Raw genomic sequence first — 21,110 nt, forward strand, 5'->3', positions numbered from 1 at the left:
TCACGAGTGCTGGATGGACTGGGCGCGTCTCGACGACTGGACGACGCCGCCCACCCGTTCCACGAGCACGGCCATCTCGTATCCGATCTGGCCGATGTCACACGACGTCGACGCCAACGTGGCCAGATGCGAACCGTCACCGACTCGCATCAGCAACAGGTAGCCGTTCTGCATCTCCACCACCGACTGCAGCACTGCACCGCCGTCGAACAGCTGCGCGGCCCCGGTAGCCAGGCTGGCCAGCCCCGACGACACCGCGGCCAGCTGATCCGCCCGGTCGGTCGGCAGATGCTCACTGGCAGCCATCAGCAGTCCGTCGACGGATACCAGAACCGCATGCGACACCCCGGGTACCTCGCGGGCGAAGTTCGACACCAGCCAATCCAGCGAGTTGCCATACGCCTGGTTGGTCATTCGTGATCAGGTCCTTGAGGTGTTTCGCGGGCGTGCGACCGTCCGGCGCGCACGCCACCGAAGTGGCTGCTGATGGAAGAGCGGATCGCTTCGGGATTCCGCGCCGGAGCTTGATGCCGGCCGGAACCAAATCCGCCGTTCAATGCTACCGCGTCGTCTTCGTGGGCCCGATGCTGCGCGACCCCGTTGACCCGGTCTTCGCGGTCGGGGGGCGCCTCGGTGGCCGCGCCGGGCACCAAGCGTGCGCCGGGTTCACGCACCGGCAGGCCCTGCTCGGTGTGGTCCTGGACGGGCACGTTCTCGGCCTCGGCGGCCACCGACCAGCCGCGGTCCCACACCGACTTCCAATCCAGGTCGGCGCTGTGCGCCAACTCGTGCGGATCGACCAGCCATTCGGAGAGCATCCGCTGATAGATCAGATCCTCGGGCGCCTCGGGCGCCTCGGTCGCTCGGTGGGCGTGGCTCGGCGGAGCCGAGACATCCGAGGGCCAGTCGTCATACGACTCCGGCACGTCGGGCTCCGGCCTGGCCCGTGCTCGCGAGGAGAAGAACGAGGAGGTATCCGAAAACGGTTGCGGCGCAGGGGGTTCAACAGGCGGGCCGGGCGGCGTCCCGGTGATGCCGCTGGACCCGGGAGTGCGCCGCGGCAACAGGCTGAACGGCGAGTCAGGCGAATGCGATCCGTTGCGCTCCGCCGGTTCAGTCTCAGCGGCGAATTCGGCGGACTCAGCGTAGTCCGCCGCCGAGACGGCGTCGTCGACTGCGCGCGTCGGCGTCACGGCCGGCGTGCCGTCCTGCTCGGCGCCGGCCAGCACCGATGCCGGCAGATACAGCTCGGCGCTGGTGCCCGAACGGCGGTCGTCGCGCGAAGGGCCGCGCAGCCGCACCCGGATGCCGTGCCGGCCGGCCAACCGGCCCACGACGAACAGACCCATGTGGCGGGCATTGTCGGGGGTGACCTCACCACCGGCGCGCAGCCGCATGTTGGCGATGCGCCGGTCAGCGTCGGTCATGCCCAGACCGGCGTCGACGACCTCGAGGTGGACTCCGCCGTCGTCGCGCCGCGCGGCCGCGACCCGGACAGGTGCGGTCGGCGGTGAGTAGCGCAGCGCGTTGTCGATCAACTCGGCGAGCAGATGGATGACGTCGCCGGCGGCGGCACCCGCGATGGTGCACTCGGGCACCGCCGGGGTCTCCACCCGGCGATAGTCCTCGACCTCGGAGGTGGCCGCGTTGATCACCGTCGCCAGCGGCACCGGTTCGCGCTGGTCTCCCCGCGAGCCATGCGCACCGGCCAGCACCAGCAGGTTCGCGCCGTTGCGGCGCATCCGCGCGGCAAGGTGGTCCAGGCGGAACAGACTCTCGAGGCGATCGGGATTCTCCTCGTTGCGCTCGAGCCGGTCGATCAGTGAGAGCTGCTGGTCGACCAGGGATCGGTTGCGCCGGGACATGGTCTCGAACATGTCGTTGACCAGCAGCCGTAACCGCGCCTCGTCACCGGCCAGCAGCAACGCCTGGGTATGCAGTTCGTCGACGGCATGGGCGACCTGCCCGATCTCCTCGGTGGTGTAGACCGGCAGCGGCTCGGGGGCGCGCTCGTCGCCGGCCCGTACCCGGGCGATCTCACGCTCGAGGTCCTCGTGGGCGACCTTAAGCGCGCCGTCGCGCAATACCCGCAGCGGCTGGATCAGCGAGCGCGCCACCAGCAACACGATCACCAATGCGGCCACGATGGCGGCCAGCACCAGCACGGTGTCCCGGATCGCGGCGTCGCGGCGATCGTTGGCCCGATCCTCCACCGACTTCGTCACCGCGGCAGTGGTGTCCCTGATCAGCTCCGCGGCAACCGAGTCGGTGGTCTGGATCGAGCGCAGCAGCGCCGGGTTGTCGACCAGCACGCTGGACGGGTCGGACATGATCGCCATCCGGGTCACCATCTGCTGTTGCAGCTTCTTCGCGTCCGGTGAACCGACGCCGAGAACCTCGGCCATCCCGAACAGCGTCGACGGCTCGGTGCCGGCCAACGTGATCATCGAGGTGCGCAACTCCGGCTCGGGCAGATCCCCGCCGCGGGTGACCAGCAGCTGCTGCATCATCATCTGGCCGCGGGCCCCGATCGCGCGGCTCAGGCCCTGCGCGGCGGCCCGGATCTTCTCGTTGTCGACGCGTACCGACCCGTCGACGGCGTTCTCGGCGGTCAGCAGGATCGGCGCGTACGTGGTGACCCGCTCCCGCAAACCGATAGTGTTCGACGCCACCCGGTCCAGTAGGGCCTGGCCGCCGTTCAGCATGGTGTTGACACCGGCCCGAACGTCGGGGACGGCGTCGGTGTCGTCCAGCCGCGCCTGCAGTTCGTGTTTGCGCGCCTCGTAGTTCTTCTTGGCACCCTCGACGTCGCCCCCGTTGGACGTCGCCAGCACCGCTACGTCGAGTGCCGACATGTATTTGGTGATGGCCGGAACGACTTCGGCGCGGTCAGCGGCCCGACGCAGATCGTTGGCCTCGGTCACGGCACCGGCGATCCGTAATCCACCGAACACCATCGCCAGCGCCAACGGCACCACGACGATTGCGACGACTTTCCAGCGGACCGGCCAATTGCGCAGCGACCATGTCGGCGGTCGTTGCGACGCTGCGAGTTCCGTGCCGAGGGTCTCTGGATCAGCCGGCTCGACCACTTCGGCCGGACGGGCGAACATGGGGCCCGAACCACGGCTGTGTGTTCGCGCGTCGTTCATAGGACTTCCTGCTCAATTGCACCCGCCCCAGGCAGACGGGCGAGCGATATATACGCCTGGCAATCCGACGAGTATGACAGCCTGCGGCCACGGTGACCATAATTCTTACTGAACAGACAGAGTTCGCCGCCGCGCGCCAGACTGCCGAAACGATAGCTGAGCAAAGCGGAAAGGCCTACACCGGTCGAAGGATCGCGACGAGGAAATCGGAGTCATCGGTGAACGGTCGCAGATCCCAGGTGGACAGCAGCAGATCCGGCGCGAACCCGGCGTCTGCGACGTCGTCGAGAAACTCCGCGAACTCGTAGTCGCGTCCGGCGCCGAAGCCGATCACCGCTCGTCCGTCGCCCGCCAAGTGGGCGCGCAACCGGCCCAGCACCTGGACTCGGGTGCTTGGGGCAAGGAATGTCATGACGTTGCCCGCCGACACGATGAGGTCGAACGGTTCGGTGATGCCGCGCGCGGGCAAGTCGAGCTCGGCGAGGTCATCGACGAGCCAGCGCAATCCGGGATGGTCCTGCTCGGCTGCCGCGATGAGCGTCGGGTCGACGTCGACGCCGACCACGCGGTGACCGGCCGCGGCCAGATACCCGCCCAGCCGGCCGGGACCGCAGCCGGCATCGAGAATGCGGGCGCCGCGGGGCGCCATCGCGTCCACCAAGCGAGCCTCGCCGGCCAGATCCTCACCGGCGCGCGCCATGGCCCGGAAACGCTCGATATACCAGTGCGAATGGCCAGGATCGGCCGCGACCTTCTGCATCCAGATGCTCTGCTCGACCATACGAGCAATTATCCCTAGAGCAGGACGAGCCTCCGTAGCCGGCAAGCATCCACCGGCAGGGAGGATGGCGTGTTGTGTTCAAGATGCTGTTCTACTCGCCCCGGATTGCGCCCAATACCGGGAACGCGATCCGGACTGCGGCCGCCACTGGCTGTGAGCTGCATTTGGTCGAGCCGTTGGGCTTCGACTTGTCCGAACCCAAGCTGCGCCGGGCCGGGCTGGACTACCACGACCTGGCGTCAGTCACCGTGCACCCGTCGCTTGATGCGGCCTGGCAGACGCTGTCGGCGGGGCGGGTCTTCGCGTTCACCGCGCATGCGACGACGCTGTTCACCGACGTGGCGTATCAGCCCGGCGACGTGTTGATGTTCGGGCCGGAGCCCACCGGGCTGGACGCGGCCACCCTGGCCGACGCGCACATCACCGAGGCGGTCCGCATTCCGATGCTGACCGGGCGACGGTCGCTGAACCTGTCCAACGCTGCGGCAGTGGCGGTGTATGAGGCGTGGCGTCAACAGGGATTCAGCGGGATTTGACTACCAGCTGTTCCAGTGGGTGACGGTCTCGGCGGGCAACCGCTTGGCGGGTTTGAAGTCAGTGCCCTTGGTGTAGGCGATCGGGAACAGCCCACCCTGGCTGTATTTGTCGAACGGAATGCCGAGCAGGTCGGCGGCCTGCTTCTCGCCGTCGCCGAGCAGGTGCAGCGTCGTCCACGCCGAGCCCAGGCCGCGTGAGCGCAACGCCAGCATCAGGCTCCATACCGCGGGCAGCAGCGATCCCCAAAACGACGCGCTCCTCCCGGCCGGCGCCCCGTCCGGGCGGCCCTCCAGGCACGGGATCAACATCACCGGCACCTCGTGGAAGTGCTCGTTGAGGTATTTGGCCGAGCTGTAGACATGGGGTCTGCGTTCGTCTCGGCTGTCGCCGTACTCCGGCTTCGGCTGATCGAGGTACGGGGTCGCGTTGGCGCGGTAGATATCGGCCAGAGCCTTCTTCTTGTCGGCGTCCTCGACGAACACCCACTGCCAACCCTGTGCGTTGGACCCGGTGGGCGCCTGCAGCGCCAACTCGAGGCATTCGTTGAGCACGTCGCGGGACACCGGCTTGTCCAAGTCGAGGCGTTTGCGCACCGAGCGAGTGGTGGTGAGGACTTCGTCGAAGGACAGGTTCAAGGTCATGTGTGGAGGTTACAGTTCCCGCGAAAGTGCAACTATCGACGCGTTTCCCGAGTGGACCCGTCGGCAGTTGCACTCTCGGGGTGTCAGCGGAAGTCTCTTGAGCGGGAGCCGACTGCCAGAGTCAGCTTGGCCAACCGCTCGGCGACGACGGTGACTGCGCCGCTGGCATTTTGGACTTGGCCGCGGACCAGCAGCGCCGACGCGGTCTGCGCCAGCTTGCGGTGTCGCGCCCACACTCCCGGCATGCAGAGCACGTTGACCATCCCGGTCTCATCCTCGAGGTTGAGAAACGTCACCCCCTGGGCGGTCCCCGGCCGTTGCCGATGAGTCACCGCGCCGGCGATCAACACCCGATCGCCGTCGGGCACCGACAACAATGTCTCGGCGGGCAGTACCCCCATCGCATCCAGATCCGAGCGCAGGAACTGGGTCGGATAGCTGTCCGGGGAGATGCCGGTGGCCCACACGTCGGCGGCGGCCAACTCCAACTCGCTCATCCCCGGTAACGCCGGGATGTGCGACGACGAGCCCACTCCGGGTAGCCGGTCGGGCCGCCCCGTGGCGGCCGCCCCCGCCGCCCACAGCGCCTCCCGCCGGGACATCGTGAAGCAACTCAGCGCTCCGGCAGTGGCCAGCGCTTCGGTCTGCGGCACGCTCAACTGCACACGCATCGTCATATCCAGCAGAGAAACGAACGGACCGTTGACTTTTCGCTCCTCCACCAGTTTCTCGGCCAGATCATCGCCGATATGACGCACACTGCCCAGCCCCAACCGCACCTGCATCCCGGCGTTCTCCAGGGTGGCGTACGCGAGGCTGGCATTGACGTCGGGGCCGTGCACAATCACCCCGTGCCGGCGGGCATCGGCCACCAGCGACTGCGGCGAGTAGAAGCCCATCGGCTGGGCACGCAGCAGCGCTGCACAGAACGCCGCCGGGTGGTGCAGCTTGAACCACGACGAGTAGAACACCAGCGACGCAAAACTCAGCGCGTGACTTTCCGGGAACCCGAAATTGGCGAACGCTTCCAGCTTTTCGTACACCCTCTCGATCACCTCGTCGGGAGCGCCGTGCAACTGGCGCATGCCGTCGTAGAACCGGCCACGCAGCCGTCGCATCCGCTCGGCTGAGCGCTTGGACCCCATGGCTCGCCGCAACTGGTCGGCCTCGGCCGCGGAAAACCCGGCGCAGTCGACCGCGAGCTGCATCAATTGCTCCTGAAACAGCGGCACCCCAAGGGTTTTCCGCAAAGCGGATTCCATCGATGGGTGGTCGTAAACAGCTGGATCGACGCCATTGCGCCGCCGGATGTAAGGATGCACCGAGCCGCCCTGGATCGGACCGGGACGGATCAGCGCGACCTCGACCACCAAATCGTAGAATTCACGTGGCCGCAGCCTGGGCAGCGTGGCCATCTGTGCGCGCGACTCCACCTGAAACACCCCGACCGAATCGGCTCGGGCCAGCATCTCGTAGACCGCCGGTTCGGAGAGGTCCAGCTTCGCCAGGTCTACCTCGATGCCCTTGTGCTCGGCCACCAAGTCGACGGCATAGTGCAGGGCCGAGAGCATGCCTAGCCCGAGCAGATCGAATTTCACCAAACCGATTGCTGCGCAGTCATCTTTGTCCCACTGCAGAACACTGCGGTTTTCCATCCGCGCCCATTCCACCGGGCACACGTCGGCGATCGGGCGGTCACAGATCACCATGCCGCCGGAGTGAATGCCCATATGCCGCGGCAAGTTCTGGATTTGCGTCGCCAGGTCGATCACCTGCTCGGGGATGCCCTCGACATCGGGACTGTTGGCCAGCCCGTTCCAGCTGCTGATCTGTTTACTCCACGCGTCCTGCTGCCCCTGCGAGAAACCCAGCGCACGGGCCATGTCTCGCACCGCAATCCGGCCGCGGTAGGTGATGACGTTGGCGACTTGGGCGGCATAGTCACGGCCGTATTTGTCATAGACGTACTGGATGACCTTTTCCCGCTGATCCGACTCGATGTCGATGTCGATGTCGGGCGGCCCGTCGCGAACCGGCGACAAGAAGCGTTCGAACAGCAACTCGTTGGCCACCGGATCGACCGCGGTGACGCCGAGCGCATAACAGACCGCGGAGTTGGCCGCCGATCCCCTGCCCTGACACAGGATGTTGTTCTCCCGGCAGAACCGGGTGATGTCATGGACCACCAGGAAATAGCCCGGAAACTTCAGCTGTTCAATGACGTTCAGTTCATGGTCGATCTGCGCGTAGGCCTTCGGCGCCCGCCTGGGAGGACCGTAGCGGTTGCCGGCACCGGTCATCGTCAGCTCGCGCAACCTGCTGTCTTCGGTATGTCCGGCCGGCACGTCGAACGGCGGCAGCTGAGGGGCGATCAACGCCAGCCCGAAGGCGCACTGCTCGCCGAGCTCGGCCGCGGCGGTCACCGCGCCGGGACACCAAGCAAACAGCCGGGCCATCTCCTCACCAGAGCGCAGGTGTGAGCCGCCCAGCGGGGCCAGCCAGCCGGCGGCCTCGTCCAGAGACTGGCGGGCCCGTATCGCACCCATGGCCATCGCCAGCCGGCTTCGCGAGGGCGCAGCGAAGTGGGCGCCGGTGGTGGCGATGACGCCGAGACCGAATCGGGTTGCCAGCTCGGCTAATTCGGCGTTACGTTGGTCGTCGCATGGTTGGCCGTGATGGGTGAGTTCGACGCTGACTCGCTCGCCGCCGAACCGGTCCACCAGATCGGCCAACGCCACCGCGGCCGCCTCCGGACCTCCGCTGCAAAGTGCCTGTCGGACATGGCCTTTGCGGCAGCCGGTCAGGATATGCCAATGCCCGGCCGCCGCCTCGGTCAGCGCATCGAAGTCAAAGCGCGGCTTGCCTTTCTCACCGCCGGCCAGATGCGCGGCGGCCAGCTGCCGAGACAACCGTCGATAGCCTTCCGCGCCGCGGGCCAACACCAGCAGGTGCGGCCCGGGCGGGTCCGGCTCGTCGGTGCGGGCACCGGACGCCAAAGACAGTTCGGCGCCGAAGACGGTCGCCATGTCCAGTTCCGCAGCGGCTTCGGCGAACCGCACCGCGCCGTACAGGCCGTTGTGATCGGTCAGCGCGATGGCACGTAGATCCAGTCGTACGGCCTCCTCGACCAACTCTTCCGGCGTGCCGGCCCCGTCGAGGAAGCTGAACGCCGAATGCGCGTGCAACTCGGCATAGGCAACTGACGAACGAATTGACCGGTTGCCCTCCGGCGGCTGATAGCTTCCACGCTTGCGTGATCGGGGGCCGGCGTCGGGAGGCTCAGCCGCAAGTGGCGTGCTGGCGCGGCGCGGCTTGCTGTCGAGCACCCGCTCCATCTCCGCCCAGGTCGGCGGGCCATTGCCCCAGCCCACCCCGTCAGTGTATCGAATGTATGTTCGATACACTCAGGCGGTGTTCGAGCTGCCATCGGGGATGTCGCGGCCGCAGTGGCGTGAATCGTTATCGGTTCGGCTGGTGGCGGTCCAGCTGGCAAGGATCTGCATCGCATGCGCGGAGGGCGAGTCGGGTTCTGCGGTGTAGCCGACGAGCGAGAGTCCCGGTGCTGCGGTGACGGCGAAGACGTTGTAGGTCAGCGTCAATTCACCGATCTCTGGGTGACGGAACTGCTTGGTGCCGTAGCGGTGTCCCTTGACGTTGTGCGCGGCCCACCGGGTGCGGAATTCCTCGCTGCGCGTGGCGAGTTCGCCGACGATCTGAGTGATGGCCGGTGAGTGTGGCGAGCGGGCGGCCTCAGCCTGCAGTAGCCCGACCGCCTCGTCGGCAGTCTCTTTCCACTGCGGAAAGATTTGTTCGGCGAGGGCGTCGAAGAAGACGAACCGCGCCAGGTTGGGTACACCGGTCGCCCGATCGAACACCGGCGCATACAGCGCCCGGCCGAGGGGATTGGCGGTCAAAATGTCCAGACAGCCGTTCATGACGATCGCCGGGCGACCCGACCATGCTGTCCATCAGCGACTGCACCCCGTCGGGGACCTTGTGACTGGCGGACCGCTTGCTCCGGGTCGGCGCGCGGGTGACGAGAGCCGCCCGGGCGAGGTCGAAGAAATGCGCGGTCTCGTCATCGGTGAGCCGCAGCGCCCGGGCGACGGCCCGCAGGACGTCGTCGGAGACTCCGCCGAGTTTGCCGCGCTCGATCTGGGTGTAGTACTCGGTGCTGACACCGGCGAGGTGGGCGACCTCTTCCCGTCGCAAACCTGACACGCGCCGACGTCCGCTGCCGGCCGGCAACCCGACGTCGCCGGGCGCGATTCTCGCCCGACGGCTCATCAAGAACTCCCTGATGTCCTTGGCCAGGTCCATACGTCAACACTAGGAAACCAGCCGCCACTATGAGGGGGTCTGTTTATCCCCCCGATAAAGGGAAACTCCTGGCGGCGGTGATCAGACCTAGCGTCGGTGTGCAGACCTACTCATGCTCCACCAGAAGGGTGACCGACATGCCGAGCGACGACGACAAGGCCCAGGCAGCTTTCGACAATTTCGTTCAACTCTGGACGACGGGCACCACCGCGGGCCGCCGCGCTCCGGTGCTGCGACGCCCCGACGAAGTCGGACTCGAGTACGACGAGGTTTTCTTCCCGTCGATCGACGGCGTGCCGCTGGAGGGCTGGTTCATTCCGGCCGACTCAGACCGGCTGATCATTCACAACCACTTCCTGCCGGGCAACCGCTACGGCTATCCGGGACATCTGCCCGAATTCGGCGGGCTGGGCGGCTTCGAGGTGAACTTCCTGCCTGAATACAAAGCTCTCCACGACGCCGGCTACAACGTGCTGGCTTACGACATTCGCAACCACGGGATGAGCGGGCAGGGCAACGGCGGCATCGCCGGCATCGGGCTGACCGAATACCGCGACGTCATCGGCTCACTGCGCTACGCGTCGGCCCGCGGGGACACCAAGGACATGAAAAAGGCGCTGCTGTCGGTCTGCCTGGGCGCTGACTCGACCGCCGTCGCCTGGTCCAAACATCCCGAGGAATTCTCCGAGGTGCAGGCCATGGTGATGCTGCAGCCGGTTTCCGGGCGCTACATCGTCGAGGAGTTCGTCAAAAGCATTGGTATGGACGACGGTTACGACAAGTTCGACAAGGCGGTGCACGAGCGGACGGGTTTTCACCTGTCGGAGCAGTCGCCGCTGGAACACGCCAAGGCGGTCACCGTCCCCACGTTGGTCGCCCAGGTGCACGACGACACGATGACGCGCCCCCAGGACGTCCAGGACATCTACGACGCGATCCCGGTCGCCGAGAAGAGCCTGTATTGGATCGAGGGCACCGACCGCCGCTTCGACGGCTACAACTTCTTCGGCGCCCACCCTGAACTTCCCATCGAGTGGTTCGACAAACACGTCGGCTGACGAAAAACCCAACCACCGCGCGGCCTGGCTACGTCCCGCGGACCACGATCACCGGCGTGCGTGCCGCCTGCACGACGGCCACGCTGACCGAACCCAACAACATCCCCGCGAAACCGCCCCGACCGTGACTGCCGACGACGACCAGCTGGGCGGAGTGCGATTGCTCGATCAACTGATCGGCGGGCCGATCGCTCACCACAACGCGGCGCACCGTGACGTCGGAATAGCGCTCTAGCCAGCCCACCAGCGCCTCGGCAAGTACCCGTTCGCCTTCCGCCTGCATGGTGGCGAGGTCGATACCGGCGAACTCGAAGACGTTGGCGTCGTGCCAGGCATACACAGCGACAAGTTCGACGCCCCGCAACGACGCCTCCTCGAAAGCCACCGCCGTCGCCGCCTCCGAGACCTGGGAACCGTCGACACCGACAACCACCGGCGCTCCGACAGGATGGACCGATGGTTCTTCGTCGTGGATGACGGCCACCGGGCAGTGCGCATGCCGGACGAGGTTGGAACTGACCGAGCCCAGCAGGCTGCGCCGCAACCATCCGTGCCCGCGGGATCCCACCACGACCATCGCCGCTTCTTTCGTCAGATCCACCAGGGTGGGAACCGTCGAACCGACGATGGATTCCGTGTCGACGTGCGCCAGGCCGGCCTGCTCGGTGAGCGCCAACGCTTCTTGGAGATGGCGCTGCCCCTGCTCCTCTTGCCATTCCATGTAACCGGGCGGCATCGGGGTCTCGGGAAACGTCATCACCACGGGCGGCGCGAGCACATGGATCAATGTCAGCGAAACGCCACGCATGAGCGCATCGTGTGCCGCCCACTTCACCGCCACTTTCGACGACGGTGATCCATCCACACCGACCAGGATTCCGCTGTGCGATACCGGGGTCGACATGATGCTCCTCCTTACCTGCTACCACGCTAAATCGGCGGCGCACCTAATGTCATGGGTATGTCGGTCATCCTCGACCCGCGCCGACACGACGCGGTGCTGTTCGACCTGCCGGCCGACCCCCCATTGATCGAGCGATTGCACGACGCCGGTGTCGCTACCGCGCCGGCCGAAGCGCCCGAGTTCGCCGCGGCGGCAGACCGGCTCTCGGTCCGGCCCGGCCGGTGTGCCGTCGTCACCGCAACACCGCAGGGGGTGGCGGCCGCGCGGGATGCTGGTTTCGCGTTGGTCATCGGTATTGCGACGGAAACCGCGGAGCGACTGCGCGACGAGGGCGCCGACGCGGTGGTCGCCGGCCTGGGCGAGGTCGCGGTGCGGACCGGGGATCGGCGGATGTCGGCGCTGTCCGACGGGTTGCAGGCCATCGACGAACTGGCGGCGCAACGGCCGGCGGTGTTCTTCGACTTCGACGGAACGCTGTCGGAGATCGTCGATGATCCCGACACCGCACGGCTGGCCGATGGCGCGGCCGAGGCGTTGACGCTGTTGACCGCGCGGTGCCCGGTCGCGGTGCTGTCGGGCCGCGATCTGGCTGACGTGCGGCAGCGGATTGGGCTGCCCGGCATCTGGTATGCGGGCAGTCATGGTTTCGAGTTGACCGGAGCCGACGGTGAACACCACCAGAACGCGGAGGCTGCCGCCAGCGTCCCGGTGCTCGAAAACGCGGCTGCCGAGTTGCGCGGCCAGCTTGCTGCGGTCGACGGTGTTGTCGTGGAGCACAAGCGGTTTGGTATCGCCGTGCATTATCGAAATGCCGCCCGTGACCGGGTTGGTGAGGTTTCCGCTGTCGTGCGTGCCGCAGGCCGGCGCAGTGAGCTGCGGGTGACCACTGGGCGCGAGGTCATCGAGTTGCGGCCAAACGTCGACTGGGACAAGGGAAACACGCTGCGCTGGGTGCTCGACTACATCCAGGATGCCGACTCGGCCCGGCTGCTGCCGATCTATCTCGGCGACGACATCACTGACGAGGACGCCTTTGATGCGGTCCGCGACGACGGCGCTGGAATTGTGGTGCGCCACAGCGACAATGGTGACCGCGCCACCGCCGCGCGGTACGCATTGGACAGTCCGGATCGCGTCGTGGCATTCACGCAGCGGCTGGCACGCCAAATCGGCGCCGAGCGCGGCGACGCTGCTTCCTAGCGGGCCGTGTCGCGCGGCTGGTCGATCTCCACCAGCCTGCGAGCGACCTCGACAACTCGGGTGTTGCTTTGTTGTGACAGTCTCACCAGCAACCGAAATGCGCCAGCGGCGTCGAGGCCATAGCGCTCCATCAGCATGCCCTTGGCCTGACCGATGATGTCGCGGGTCTCCACAGCTTGGCGTAACTGCTCGTTCTCTGCCACCAACGCGCGCAGTCGCTGCCGCTGAGCCGGCAGCGCCGCCGCGAAAACCGCCAGCATGTGCAGCTGCTCGCCTGGAGCTATCGCGTCGTCGGCTTCGATCGCGGCTGCCATTGCCGACAGCGTGCTTTCGAGATCGGTCAGTTCTTCGACCTGATGCACGATGCCGACCAGCTCACCATGGTCGTAGACCGGCGAATTGCGCGGACTCCACACCTTCGGGACAAACCGTCCCGAATGCGCCGGATCAGCGACGTCGTAGCGCTGGACCCACATGTCGTGGCTACGGCCGGTGCGCATCACGGTCTCCAGCGAAACCCCCAAGTTGTGGGTGCCGCACGCTTCAGGGTCGTCGGGGTTGTCCGGGAATGCGTCGAATAACTGCTCGCCGATCAGCTCGCTGCGCGGGCGCAGCGTCGCGCGCTCATACGCGCTGTTCATCCCACGAATGCGCAGCGTCGGGTCCAGCAGCAGCAGTGGCGTCGCCGATGATTCCGGGACAATGCTGCGAGCAATCAGGTCAAGCGACGACCGATCCGGCACTTCCAGGCCCCACCCGTAAATGACTTAATGGACTCGATCGGGGTGCCCGCATTCACCGGCGTTCAACCGTTTGGGTGCGACGACGTCTGGTTGCTCAGCGATCGAATGCGACTGCAAAGATCAACTATGGCGATCTTCCGGCGGCTGGGCCTTTTGTGTGTGTCGTTGCCCTACTTTCGGCGGGCTGCACCTCGACCTATCAACGTCCCGCCTGTCCTCGTCCGCCGATCCGGCCAAGGCTCAAGCGGTGATGAAGATCGTCCGCGACACGATGTCGCAGGCTCACCTTAAAGCGGCGATCGTCCGCGTCACCGTCGACGGCAAGGAAATCGCCAACGACGCGCCACCGCCGGGACGATAGCTCAGCTGTCCTTCTCTTTACCGTCGTCGTCTTCGTCGTCGTCGCGGTCTTCGCCGTCGCCGCCGTCCTTGCCTTTCTCGCCGTCTTTGTCTTTGCCGCCATCCTTGGCCTGGGTTATCTCAAGGGTCGCCCAATGACTCGGGGAAATGAACACCGTCCACTTACCCGACTCCCGTCCCATTTTCAGAACGCCGTTTTCGACTTCCCATTTGGTGTCGTCGTCGTAGTCGGTCTCTTGCCCGTCGCTGTAGGTGAGTTTGAACGCCATAGTCGCAAAGTGCCACAAGAACGCCCCTGGTAAACCGAGTAAGGCAAATTGCTCGTCAAAGGCGCGCTACTCGGCCGCATATTCGACTGCGCCGTCCTCGAGCACCAAGCGCGCGTCGCCGCCGTCGGGCGCGGACGCCTCGGTACGGAACACCGCCCGGCCGGACTCAGTGCGCCAAATCGAGGTGGTCAGCGTTTCGCCGGGGAACACCGGCGAGGTGAAACGCGCGGCGATGCTGGTGACCTTGGTGGCATCCCCGTTGCCGAGCTCGGCGACGAGCGCGCGCCCGGCGAACCCGTAGGTGCACAATCCGTGCAGGATCGGCTTGGGAAAGCCCGCCAGGGTCTGCGCAAACCAGGGATCGCTGTGCAGCGGGTTGCGGTCACCGGAAAGCCGATAGAGCAGGGCCTGGTCCTCGCGGGTGGCGTAGGTGATTTGGGAGTCGGGTTCGCGGTCCGGGATCTCCGGTGCGGCCGGCCGCTGACCGGGCTCTCCGCCGAATCCGCCGGCGCCGCGGATGACGGCCGTGGTCAGGGTTTCGGCGACGACCTGCTGCGTGGCCGGGTCGGTGCCGCGGGCGCGCAACATGACGATCGCGTTTTTGCCCTCCCCTTTGTCCTGGATGTCGGCCACCTCGGAGACCACGCTGAGGCGGCCGGCCGGCGGCAGCGGGGCGAACAACCGAATCTCCTGCGACCCGTGCAGCAGCCGGCTGAAGTCGAACTGGCCGACCTTGGCCGCGGCCGCGAACCCTATGCAGCAGATGACGGCATAGGTGGGCAATACCTGTTGGCTGATGTCGTGGCTGTTCTCAGTGGTGAACGACAGCTCGTCGGTGCCGGCGCCGACACCGAGCGCATACAGCATGGTGTCGCGGTCGGTCCACTCGAACAGCATCGGCTCCGTCGTCGCACCGACGGCCTTCGGGTCGATCGCCATGCGGGTCTCCTCTCGATCAGATTCACTCGGCAGCGTGTGCTGCCGCGACACTTCTTCATCCCAACCCGGGCAAATGCTTCACACCGACGCCCTTGACAAGGCAGGCTATCGGCATGCTCAACCGCACCATTATCTGGAAGGCGGCGGCCGCGCTTGCCGCGGCCGTCATCGTCGGCGCCTGCTCGGGATCGCCGCACGTGCGCACCATCACGCTGACCTTCGTGCGGCATGCCGAGTCCGAGAGCAACGCCGCGGGCATGATCAACACCGAGGTTCCCGGTCCGGGCCTCACCGAGGAGGGTGAGGGGCAGGCCGAGCAGATCGCTCACCAACTTGCCCGCAACGACTACGACGGCGTGTACGCCTCAACCATGGTCCGCACGCAGCAGACCGCCGCTCCGCTGGCCAAGGAACTCAACGAGCAGGTTCAGATCCTGCCCGGTCTGCGCGAAGTCGACGCCGGCTGGTATGACAACACGCGATCGGACAGGGCCAGCTTGACCTATCTGCTCGCGCCCGCGGACTGGCTGAACGGCGATCACCAGGACGCCATCCCCGGGTCCATCAGCGGAAGCAAGTTCAATGACCAATTCGGCGCCGCCGTCCAAAAGATCTACGACAGCGGCAACAGCAAACCGATCGCGTTTTCGCACAGCACGTCAATCATGTACTGGACTTTGATGAACGTGAAGAACCCCAAGGACAGCTTGGCGAAAAGCCATCCGCTGCCCAACATTGGGCGCGTCGTCATCAAAGGCAGCCCTGCGATGGGGTGGACGCTGGTGGATTGGGACGGCATCCGCGACTTCAGCTACTAGGCCCGCGCAGTTGCTCTAGCGACGATCCCGTCACAGTGCGTTGACGCGCGCGGTGTCAGCCGTCACGATAGCTTGCATGCGGTATGTCGTTACCGGCGGTACCGGGTTTATCGGGCGACGAGTGGTGTCCCGTCTACTGGCGACTGAGCCCGGCTCCGAGGTGGTGGTATTGGTGCGCCGGCCGACGCTGGGCCGGTTCGAACGGCTGGCCCGTGACTGGGGCGATCGGGTAAAACCGCTGGTCGGTGACCTGACGGCGGTCGATCTCGGGTTGACCGACGAGGCCATCGCCGACCTGGGTGACATCGACCATGTGGTGCACTGTGCGGCGATTTATGACATCACCGCGTCGGATGCCGAGCAACGCGCCGCCAACGTGGACGGCACCCGCGTCGTGATCGAGCTGGCCCGTCGGCTCGATGCGACGCTGCATCACGTGTCGTCGATCGCGGTGGCCGGCGACTTCCGTGGGGAGTACACCGAGGCCGATTTCGACGTCGGGCAGCAGCTGCCGACGCCCTACCACCAGACCAAGTTCGAAGCCGAGTCATTGGTGCGCTCGATGCCCGGGCTGCGCTACCGCATCTACCGGCCGGCGGTGGTAGTGGGTGATTCGCGCACCGGCGAGATGGACAAGGTCGACGGGCCGTATTACTTCTTTCCACTATTGACGAAGTTGGCTGTGCTTCCCCGGTTCACCCCGATCATGTTGCCCGACACCGGGCGCACCAACATCGTCCCGGTCGACTACGTCGTCAATGCGCTGGTGTCGCTGATGCACGCCGACGGCCGAGACGGACAGGCGTTCCACCTGACCGCGCCGAAAACCATTGGCCTGCGCGGTATTTACCGCGGAATCGCCGCCGAAGCCGGTCTGCCGGCGCTGCGTGGCTCACTGCCCCGCTCGGTGGCCGCACCGGTGCTCAAGGTGCGGGGCCGGGCCAAGGTATGGCGCAATATGGCGGCCACCCAACTCGGTATTCCCGCCGAGGTTCTCGACGTCGTCGATTTGGCGCCCACCTTCACCTCCGACGAGACACAGCAGGCGTTGCGCGGCACCGGGATCAGCGTGCCCGAGTTCGCCGACTATGCGCCGGCGCTCTGGCGGTACTGGGCGCAGCATCTGGACCCCGACCGCGCCCGTCGCAACGACCCGGCCGGCCCGTTGGTCGGTCGGCACGTCATCATCACCGGCGCGTCCAGCGGCATCGGTCGCGCGTCGGCCATTGCGGTCGCCGAGCGGGGTGCGACGGTGTTCGCGCTGGCCCGCAACGGCGAGGCGCTCGACGACCTGGTCGCCGAAATCCGCGCGGGAGGTGGCCGGGCCTACGCGTTCACCTGTGACGTCACCGACTCGGCATCGGTCGAGCACACCATCAAGGACATCCTGGGTCGGTTCGACCATGTCGACTACCTGGTCAACAACGCGGGCCGCTCGATTCGCCGGTCGGTGGTCAATTCCACTGAGCGACTGCACGATTACGAGCGGGTGATGGCGGTCAACTATTTCGGCGCAGTGCGGATGATGCTGGCGCTGTTACCGCACTGGCGTGAGCGACGGTTTGGTCACGTCGTCAACGTGTCCAGTGCCGGGGTGCAGGCCCGCAGCCCTAAGTACAGCTCGTATCTGCCCAGTAAGGCGGCGCTGGACGCGTTCGCCGAGGTGGTGTCGTCGGAGACGCTGTCGGATCACATCACCTTCACCAACATCCATATGCCGTTGGTGGCCACCCCGATGATTGCGCCGTCGCGGCGGCTCAACCCGATGCGCGCGATCAGCCCCGAGCACGCCGCGGCGATGGTGGTGCGAGGCCTGGTCGAGAAGCCGGCGCGGATCGACACCCCGTTGGGGACCCTTGCCGACGTCGGCAATTACTTCACCCCGAAGCTGTCGCGGCGGATCCTGCATCAGCTCTATCTTGGTTACCCCGACTCCGCGGCAGCGCTGGGCATCGAGCCGGTTGAACCCGTTGCCGCCCAATCGTCGTCGCGGCGCAAGCCGAAGCGCCCGGTTCGGTCGGTCACTCGGCTGCGGGTGCCCGGTCCGGTCAAACGCGCGGTGCGGTTGGTGCCCGGCGTGCACTGGTGATTCCGCGCGTTTAGCCGGCTCGGCTGGCAGGTATTCCGCCGACGTGAACGCCGACGCCCTCGCCGCGACGGGCGTGTGCCTGATGCCCCCCGTCGAGGTGGCGCGCAGTCTCGGCGTCGACGAGACCGTGTGGAGCCGGTTCGCTGCGCACTGGGAGGAGCTGGCGCCGGATCCCTACGCAGCCGAGCTCGGTATTCAGCGGCTGCGCCGCTACGGCCACTACACGTTCGCAGACGGCGTCGCTACGCCGATGCCCACCGGCGCGTTCGTACAACCGCAGGGCTCCAACCCCCTTTACCTCGAGCGGGATCGCCACTTCGAGCCGTTGACCGACGCGTTCGCCGGCGAGCCGCTGCTGCAACGGATCCTGACGTTGTTGGGTCATGTCGCCGGTGCCCTCGCCGATGTTGCGGAGTGGACCGTCAAGGTGCATCCGTTTCGGGTGGTGGCATCCGGGGATGGCGAGGGTCGAGCCACCCCGGAGGGGTTGCACCGCGATGGCGTCACGCTGGTTACCTCGCTGCTGATCAATCGCAGCAACGCTACCGGCGGCCAGAGCACCGTCTTCGATGTGACCGGTCGTCAACTGCTGGTTGCCACGCTGGGCGAGCCCGGGACACTGCTGCTGGGTGACGATCGCCGTACCGTGCATTGCGTCTCGCCGATCCGGCCAGTTGACGAGTCGGCGCCTGCAATGCGCGACGTTCTGGTAATCACGTTTGCGTGAACACATCACCGATTTTCGCCGATGTCGATACCGGCGTCGACGATGCGCTGGCATTGGTGTATCTGCTGGCCAGCCCAGAGGCCGAACTGGTGGGCATCGCCTCGACCGGGGGAAACGTTGGGGTAGGCCAGGTTTGCGAGAACAACCTCGCGCTGCTCGACCTGTGCCGGGCGGGCGAGGTCCCGGTATCCAAGGGCGCCGAGCAGCCACTGAGCTGTCCGATGTGTCCTCCCGGAAAAGCCCATGGGCCCAATGGTTTAGGGTATGCCGAGCTGCCGCCGTCTGATCGGGCGCTCACCGACTATGACGCGGCGAGCGCGTGGGTCCGGGCTGCACGCGCATATCCCGGCGAGTTGATCGGCGTGGCCACCGGGCCGCTGACCAACCTGGCGTTGGCGTTGCGCGCCGAGCCGACATTGCCGACGTTATTGCGCCGGCTGGTGATCATGGGCGGCGCCTACGACTACCGGGGCAACACCAATCCGGTGGCCGAATGGAACATCAGCGTGGACCCCGAGGCGGCGGCGGAAGTCTTCGGAAGCTGGGTTGGCGCCGAATGTCTTCCGATTCTGTGCGGGTTGGACCTGACCCAGCACATCGCGATGACACCGGAGCACTTGTCGCGGTTGCCGACGGCGGCACCGAACCTGTTGATCCGATTCATCGAAGACGCGATGCGGTTCTACTTCGAGGCCCACGACAACGCTGGCTACGGGTATCTGGCACACCTGCACGATCCGCTGGCCGCCGCGGTCGCGTTGGACCCGCAGTTGGTGGCGACCCGACCGGCCACGGTGGACGTCGAACTGGCGGGCAGCCTGACCCGCGGCATGACGGTGACCGACTGGTCGGGGCGCTGGGGTCGAGAACCCAACGCGCTCATCGGGGTTGACGTCGACCCGGTAGCGTTCTTCGACCGGTTCATCGAGCGGGTCGGGCCCTTCGCGCAGCGGCTGGGCTAACTTTGGCCGCCCGCACCCCGGGTCACGCAACGGTGCTCAGTTGGCCAGTCGCACGGTGATGGTGACGCGCCCCTTCTGGTCACGCGTGGCGACCGCATGCCCGGCGCGTTCGCTGCCGTCGAGCCGCAACGTCAGTGGGCCTCCGTCGCCGAGAAAGTTGCGCCACCACGTCTTCGCCTCGGGCATGTTGACGCCGATGATGACCTCGTCACCGCTGCGGCGGTATCCCACCGGGATACTGAACCTACGTCCGGACCGCCGTCCGGTATAGCTGAGCATGGCGATGTTGCGGTTCACCAGCCCGCCGAAGCGTGGCGAGTTGGCCACCGCGGCTACCGGCGCGTTGAAAAGCGGTGCCGCGCGCATCACGAGTCGGCCCAGTGTTTGCGGTCGCACGATGACGACCTCCTTTCCGGTGTAGACATTGCGGGTCAGACGATCATCGTGAGGCACAGCGCTGCGAGCGCCAGTCCCTGCAAAGCGGCACGAACGTTGATGATGCGGTCCCAACCGGACTGCAGCACACGCGCGTTCGGCGGGACCTGGCGGCTGGTAGCGGCCTGGGTGAGCTGGCGGTTGATCGGCGCGCTGACCCACGCATAAAGCACGATCCAGAGCAGCAGCAGCACTACCGCGCGGAATGCCGCAATGCTCTGGGTCCATTGACCGGCGACCGCGAACAACGCAGCGCTGGCGATGGCGGCCACGCCGCCGAGAACACCGGGCACTGGCATGCGCCGGTCACCGTAGTGATGCACGCTGCCCATCACGGCCACCAGGGCACCATCGTCAACGGCGGCCAATGCTGGTCGTTGAACAACCGCGCAGAATACGTCGGTGCCGTACACAACCGCAGTACCCAACACCGCGATCATCGCCAGCACCTCGGCGAGTTCGATCATGTCGCGCCTCACTCTCAGTCCTAAGGTTAGCAATGCTAGCGCTGCCGGATGCGTTCGTCAATAGCGTCGCTAGCTTTTCTAGCAATGCTATGATCAGGTATGGCCATCAACGAGCGACGAGCGCGCGAGCAAGCCGCACGTCGTCGCCTCATCATCAGTGCGGCCCGCGGGTTGGCTGAAGCCGAGGGCTGGGAGGCTGTTACCACGCGTCGACTCTCCGAGGAGATCGAATACAGCCAGCCGGTGTTGTACAAGCACTTTTCGGGGATGGACAGTATCGCCGAGGCTGTGGCAATCGACGGGTTCGACGAACTTGCCGAGGCGCTGTCCCGTGCCCGCCGTGGGCGACGAGGGCCCGAGGCGACGCTGAAACGAATCGCGCATGCCTATATCGAGTTCGCCGAAAAGAACCCGGCGCTCTACGACGCAATGTTCACCCGCGCCACCACATTGCGATTCGCTGATGCAGATACCCCGCCCGAGTTGGTAAAAGGCTTCGCCGAGCTCCGCCAAGCAGTCACAGGAATTGCAGGCCGCCAGGATGTCGACACCCTCGCCGAGGTGCTGTGGGCGGCGCTGCACGGACTGGTCACGCTCTTCCGCGGCGGCCGGTTACGTCCGGAGCAGCACGTGGCCCGGGTCGACTTGTTGATAAGCCGGTTCGCTTCGGCAAGCGAGCGGTCAGATTGACGGTGAGACCGGCGCGCC

The 21,110-nt window shown here is 66.2% G+C and carries 19 protein-coding genes and 2 pseudogenes; 9 read left to right on the forward strand and 12 right to left on the reverse strand.

Going from position 1 to position 21,110, the window contains the following annotated elements:
* The 3 genes from AC5Y5W_RS14780 to AC5Y5W_RS14790 all read right to left on the reverse strand — a co-directional run bounded on the left by AC5Y5W_RS14780 (position 1) and on the right by AC5Y5W_RS14790 (position 3,933).
* Positions 1–414 (reverse strand): roadblock/LC7 domain-containing protein, encoded by a 414-nt coding sequence (locus AC5Y5W_RS14780; RefSeq protein WP_499900295.1) that lies wholly within the window; start codon positions 412–414, stop codon positions 1–3.
* Positions 411–3,113 carry a sensor histidine kinase gene (locus AC5Y5W_RS14785; RefSeq protein WP_500010797.1) on the reverse strand — a complete coding sequence of 901 codons (2,703 nt, stop codon included), beginning with the start codon at positions 3,111–3,113 and terminating at the stop codon, positions 411–413. The genes AC5Y5W_RS14780 and AC5Y5W_RS14785 overlap by 4 nt, the downstream gene beginning before the upstream one ends.
* Positions 3,114–3,327: 214 nt before the next feature.
* The gene (locus AC5Y5W_RS14790; RefSeq protein WP_500010798.1) at positions 3,328–3,933 is read right to left on the reverse strand and encodes a class I SAM-dependent methyltransferase; all 606 of its coding nucleotides are present in this window, start codon (positions 3,931–3,933) and stop codon (positions 3,328–3,330) included.
* A gap of 74 nt (positions 3,934–4,007) precedes the next feature.
* Here AC5Y5W_RS14790 and AC5Y5W_RS14795 point away from each other — a divergent pair, with 74 nt between their 5' ends.
* Positions 4,008–4,469, forward strand: coding sequence for a tRNA (cytidine(34)-2'-O)-methyltransferase (locus AC5Y5W_RS14795; RefSeq protein WP_500010799.1), 462 nt, complete (start codon positions 4,008–4,010; stop codon positions 4,467–4,469).
* Here AC5Y5W_RS14795 and AC5Y5W_RS14800 read toward each other — a convergent pair whose 3' ends face one another.
* The 3 genes and pseudogenes from AC5Y5W_RS14800 to AC5Y5W_RS14810 all read right to left on the reverse strand — a co-directional run bounded on the left by AC5Y5W_RS14800 (position 4,470) and on the right by AC5Y5W_RS14810 (position 9,431).
* Positions 4,470–5,111, reverse strand: coding sequence for a nitroreductase family protein (locus tag AC5Y5W_RS14800; protein ID WP_500010800.1), 642 nt, complete (start codon positions 5,109–5,111; stop codon positions 4,470–4,472).
* 83 nt (positions 5,112–5,194) lie between these two features.
* Positions 5,195–8,482, reverse strand: a complete 3,288-nt coding sequence (locus AC5Y5W_RS14805) for an error-prone DNA polymerase (protein ID WP_500010801.1) — start codon at positions 8,480–8,482, stop codon at positions 5,195–5,197.
* Between the two features lie 33 nt (positions 8,483–8,515).
* Positions 8,516–9,431: pseudogene (locus tag AC5Y5W_RS14810) on the reverse strand (helix-turn-helix domain-containing protein).
* A gap of 137 nt (positions 9,432–9,568) precedes the next feature.
* Between AC5Y5W_RS14810 and AC5Y5W_RS14815 the strand changes: the two are divergent.
* Positions 9,569–10,489 carry an alpha/beta hydrolase family protein gene (locus AC5Y5W_RS14815; RefSeq protein ID WP_500010802.1) on the forward strand — a complete coding sequence of 307 codons (921 nt, stop codon included), beginning with the start codon at positions 9,569–9,571 and terminating at the stop codon, positions 10,487–10,489.
* 28 nt (positions 10,490–10,517) lie between these two features.
* Here AC5Y5W_RS14815 and AC5Y5W_RS14820 read toward each other — a convergent pair whose 3' ends face one another.
* The gene (locus tag AC5Y5W_RS14820; RefSeq protein ID WP_500010803.1) at positions 10,518–11,393 is read right to left on the reverse strand and encodes a universal stress protein; all 876 of its coding nucleotides are present in this window, start codon (positions 11,391–11,393) and stop codon (positions 10,518–10,520) included.
* 57 nt (positions 11,394–11,450) lie between these two features.
* On the opposite strand from AC5Y5W_RS14820, the gene otsB reads away from it, so the two are divergent.
* Positions 11,451–12,593, forward strand: a complete 1,143-nt coding sequence (gene otsB, locus AC5Y5W_RS14825) for a trehalose-phosphatase (RefSeq protein ID WP_500010804.1) — start codon at positions 11,451–11,453, stop codon at positions 12,591–12,593.
* On the opposite strand, the gene AC5Y5W_RS14830 is transcribed toward otsB, so the two are convergent.
* Positions 12,590–13,336, reverse strand: a complete 747-nt coding sequence (locus AC5Y5W_RS14830; RefSeq protein WP_500010805.1) for an ANTAR domain-containing response regulator — start codon at positions 13,334–13,336, stop codon at positions 12,590–12,592. The genes otsB and AC5Y5W_RS14830 overlap by 4 nt on opposite strands.
* A 217-nt stretch (positions 13,337–13,553) precedes the next feature.
* Here AC5Y5W_RS14830 and AC5Y5W_RS14835 point away from each other — a divergent pair.
* Positions 13,554–13,679 (forward strand): annotated as a pseudogene (locus tag AC5Y5W_RS14835) (D-alanyl-D-alanine carboxypeptidase); the annotation flags it as partial.
* A 19-nt stretch (positions 13,680–13,698) separates the two neighbouring features.
* Here AC5Y5W_RS14835 and AC5Y5W_RS14840 read toward each other — a convergent pair.
* Entirely contained in the window at positions 13,699–13,965 is a 267-nt protein-coding gene (locus tag AC5Y5W_RS14840; RefSeq protein ID WP_500010807.1) for a hypothetical protein, read from the reverse strand.
* 66 nt (positions 13,966–14,031) lie between these two features.
* Entirely contained in the window at positions 14,032–14,904 is an 873-nt protein-coding gene (locus AC5Y5W_RS14845; RefSeq protein ID WP_500010808.1) for a MaoC/PaaZ C-terminal domain-containing protein, read from the reverse strand.
* A gap of 113 nt (positions 14,905–15,017) precedes the next feature.
* On the opposite strand from AC5Y5W_RS14845, the gene AC5Y5W_RS14850 reads away from it, so the two are divergent.
* The 4 genes from AC5Y5W_RS14850 to AC5Y5W_RS14865 all read left to right on the forward strand — a co-directional run bounded on the left by AC5Y5W_RS14850 (position 15,018) and on the right by AC5Y5W_RS14865 (position 19,500).
* Positions 15,018–15,722: a histidine phosphatase family protein gene (locus AC5Y5W_RS14850; RefSeq protein ID WP_500010810.1), complete on the forward strand. Its 705-nt coding sequence runs from the start codon at positions 15,018–15,020 to the stop codon at positions 15,720–15,722.
* A 76-nt stretch (positions 15,723–15,798) separates the two neighbouring features.
* The gene (locus AC5Y5W_RS14855; RefSeq protein ID WP_500010812.1) at positions 15,799–17,811 is read left to right on the forward strand and encodes an SDR family oxidoreductase; all 2,013 of its coding nucleotides are present in this window, start codon (positions 15,799–15,801) and stop codon (positions 17,809–17,811) included.
* A gap of 82 nt (positions 17,812–17,893) precedes the next feature.
* Positions 17,894–18,538, forward strand: coding sequence for a 2OG-Fe dioxygenase family protein (locus AC5Y5W_RS14860; RefSeq protein WP_500010973.1), 645 nt, complete (start codon positions 17,894–17,896; stop codon positions 18,536–18,538).
* A complete protein-coding gene (locus AC5Y5W_RS14865; protein WP_500010814.1) occupies positions 18,535–19,500 on the forward strand; it encodes a nucleoside hydrolase in 966 nt (321 codons plus the stop codon). The genes AC5Y5W_RS14860 and AC5Y5W_RS14865 overlap by 4 nt, the downstream gene beginning before the upstream one ends.
* A gap of 36 nt (positions 19,501–19,536) precedes the next feature.
* Here AC5Y5W_RS14865 and AC5Y5W_RS14870 read toward each other — a convergent pair whose 3' ends face one another.
* Together AC5Y5W_RS14870 and AC5Y5W_RS14875 are read right to left on the reverse strand one after the other, a co-directional pair.
* Positions 19,537–19,866: a nitroreductase/quinone reductase family protein gene (locus AC5Y5W_RS14870; protein ID WP_499888798.1), complete on the reverse strand. Its 330-nt coding sequence runs from the start codon at positions 19,864–19,866 to the stop codon at positions 19,537–19,539.
* A gap of 65 nt (positions 19,867–19,931) precedes the next feature.
* Complete coding sequence (locus AC5Y5W_RS14875) at positions 19,932–20,402, reverse strand: DUF1772 domain-containing protein (RefSeq protein ID WP_500010975.1); 471 nt, start codon at positions 20,400–20,402, stop codon at positions 19,932–19,934.
* Positions 20,403–20,501: 99 nt separating this feature from the next.
* On the opposite strand from AC5Y5W_RS14875, the gene AC5Y5W_RS14880 reads away from it, so the two are divergent.
* Positions 20,502–21,092, forward strand: coding sequence for a TetR/AcrR family transcriptional regulator (locus AC5Y5W_RS14880; RefSeq protein WP_500010816.1), 591 nt, complete (start codon positions 20,502–20,504; stop codon positions 21,090–21,092).
* Positions 21,093–21,110: the final 18 nt, after the last annotated feature.

Source organism: Mycobacterium sp. NGS51, from assembly GCF_059812525.1.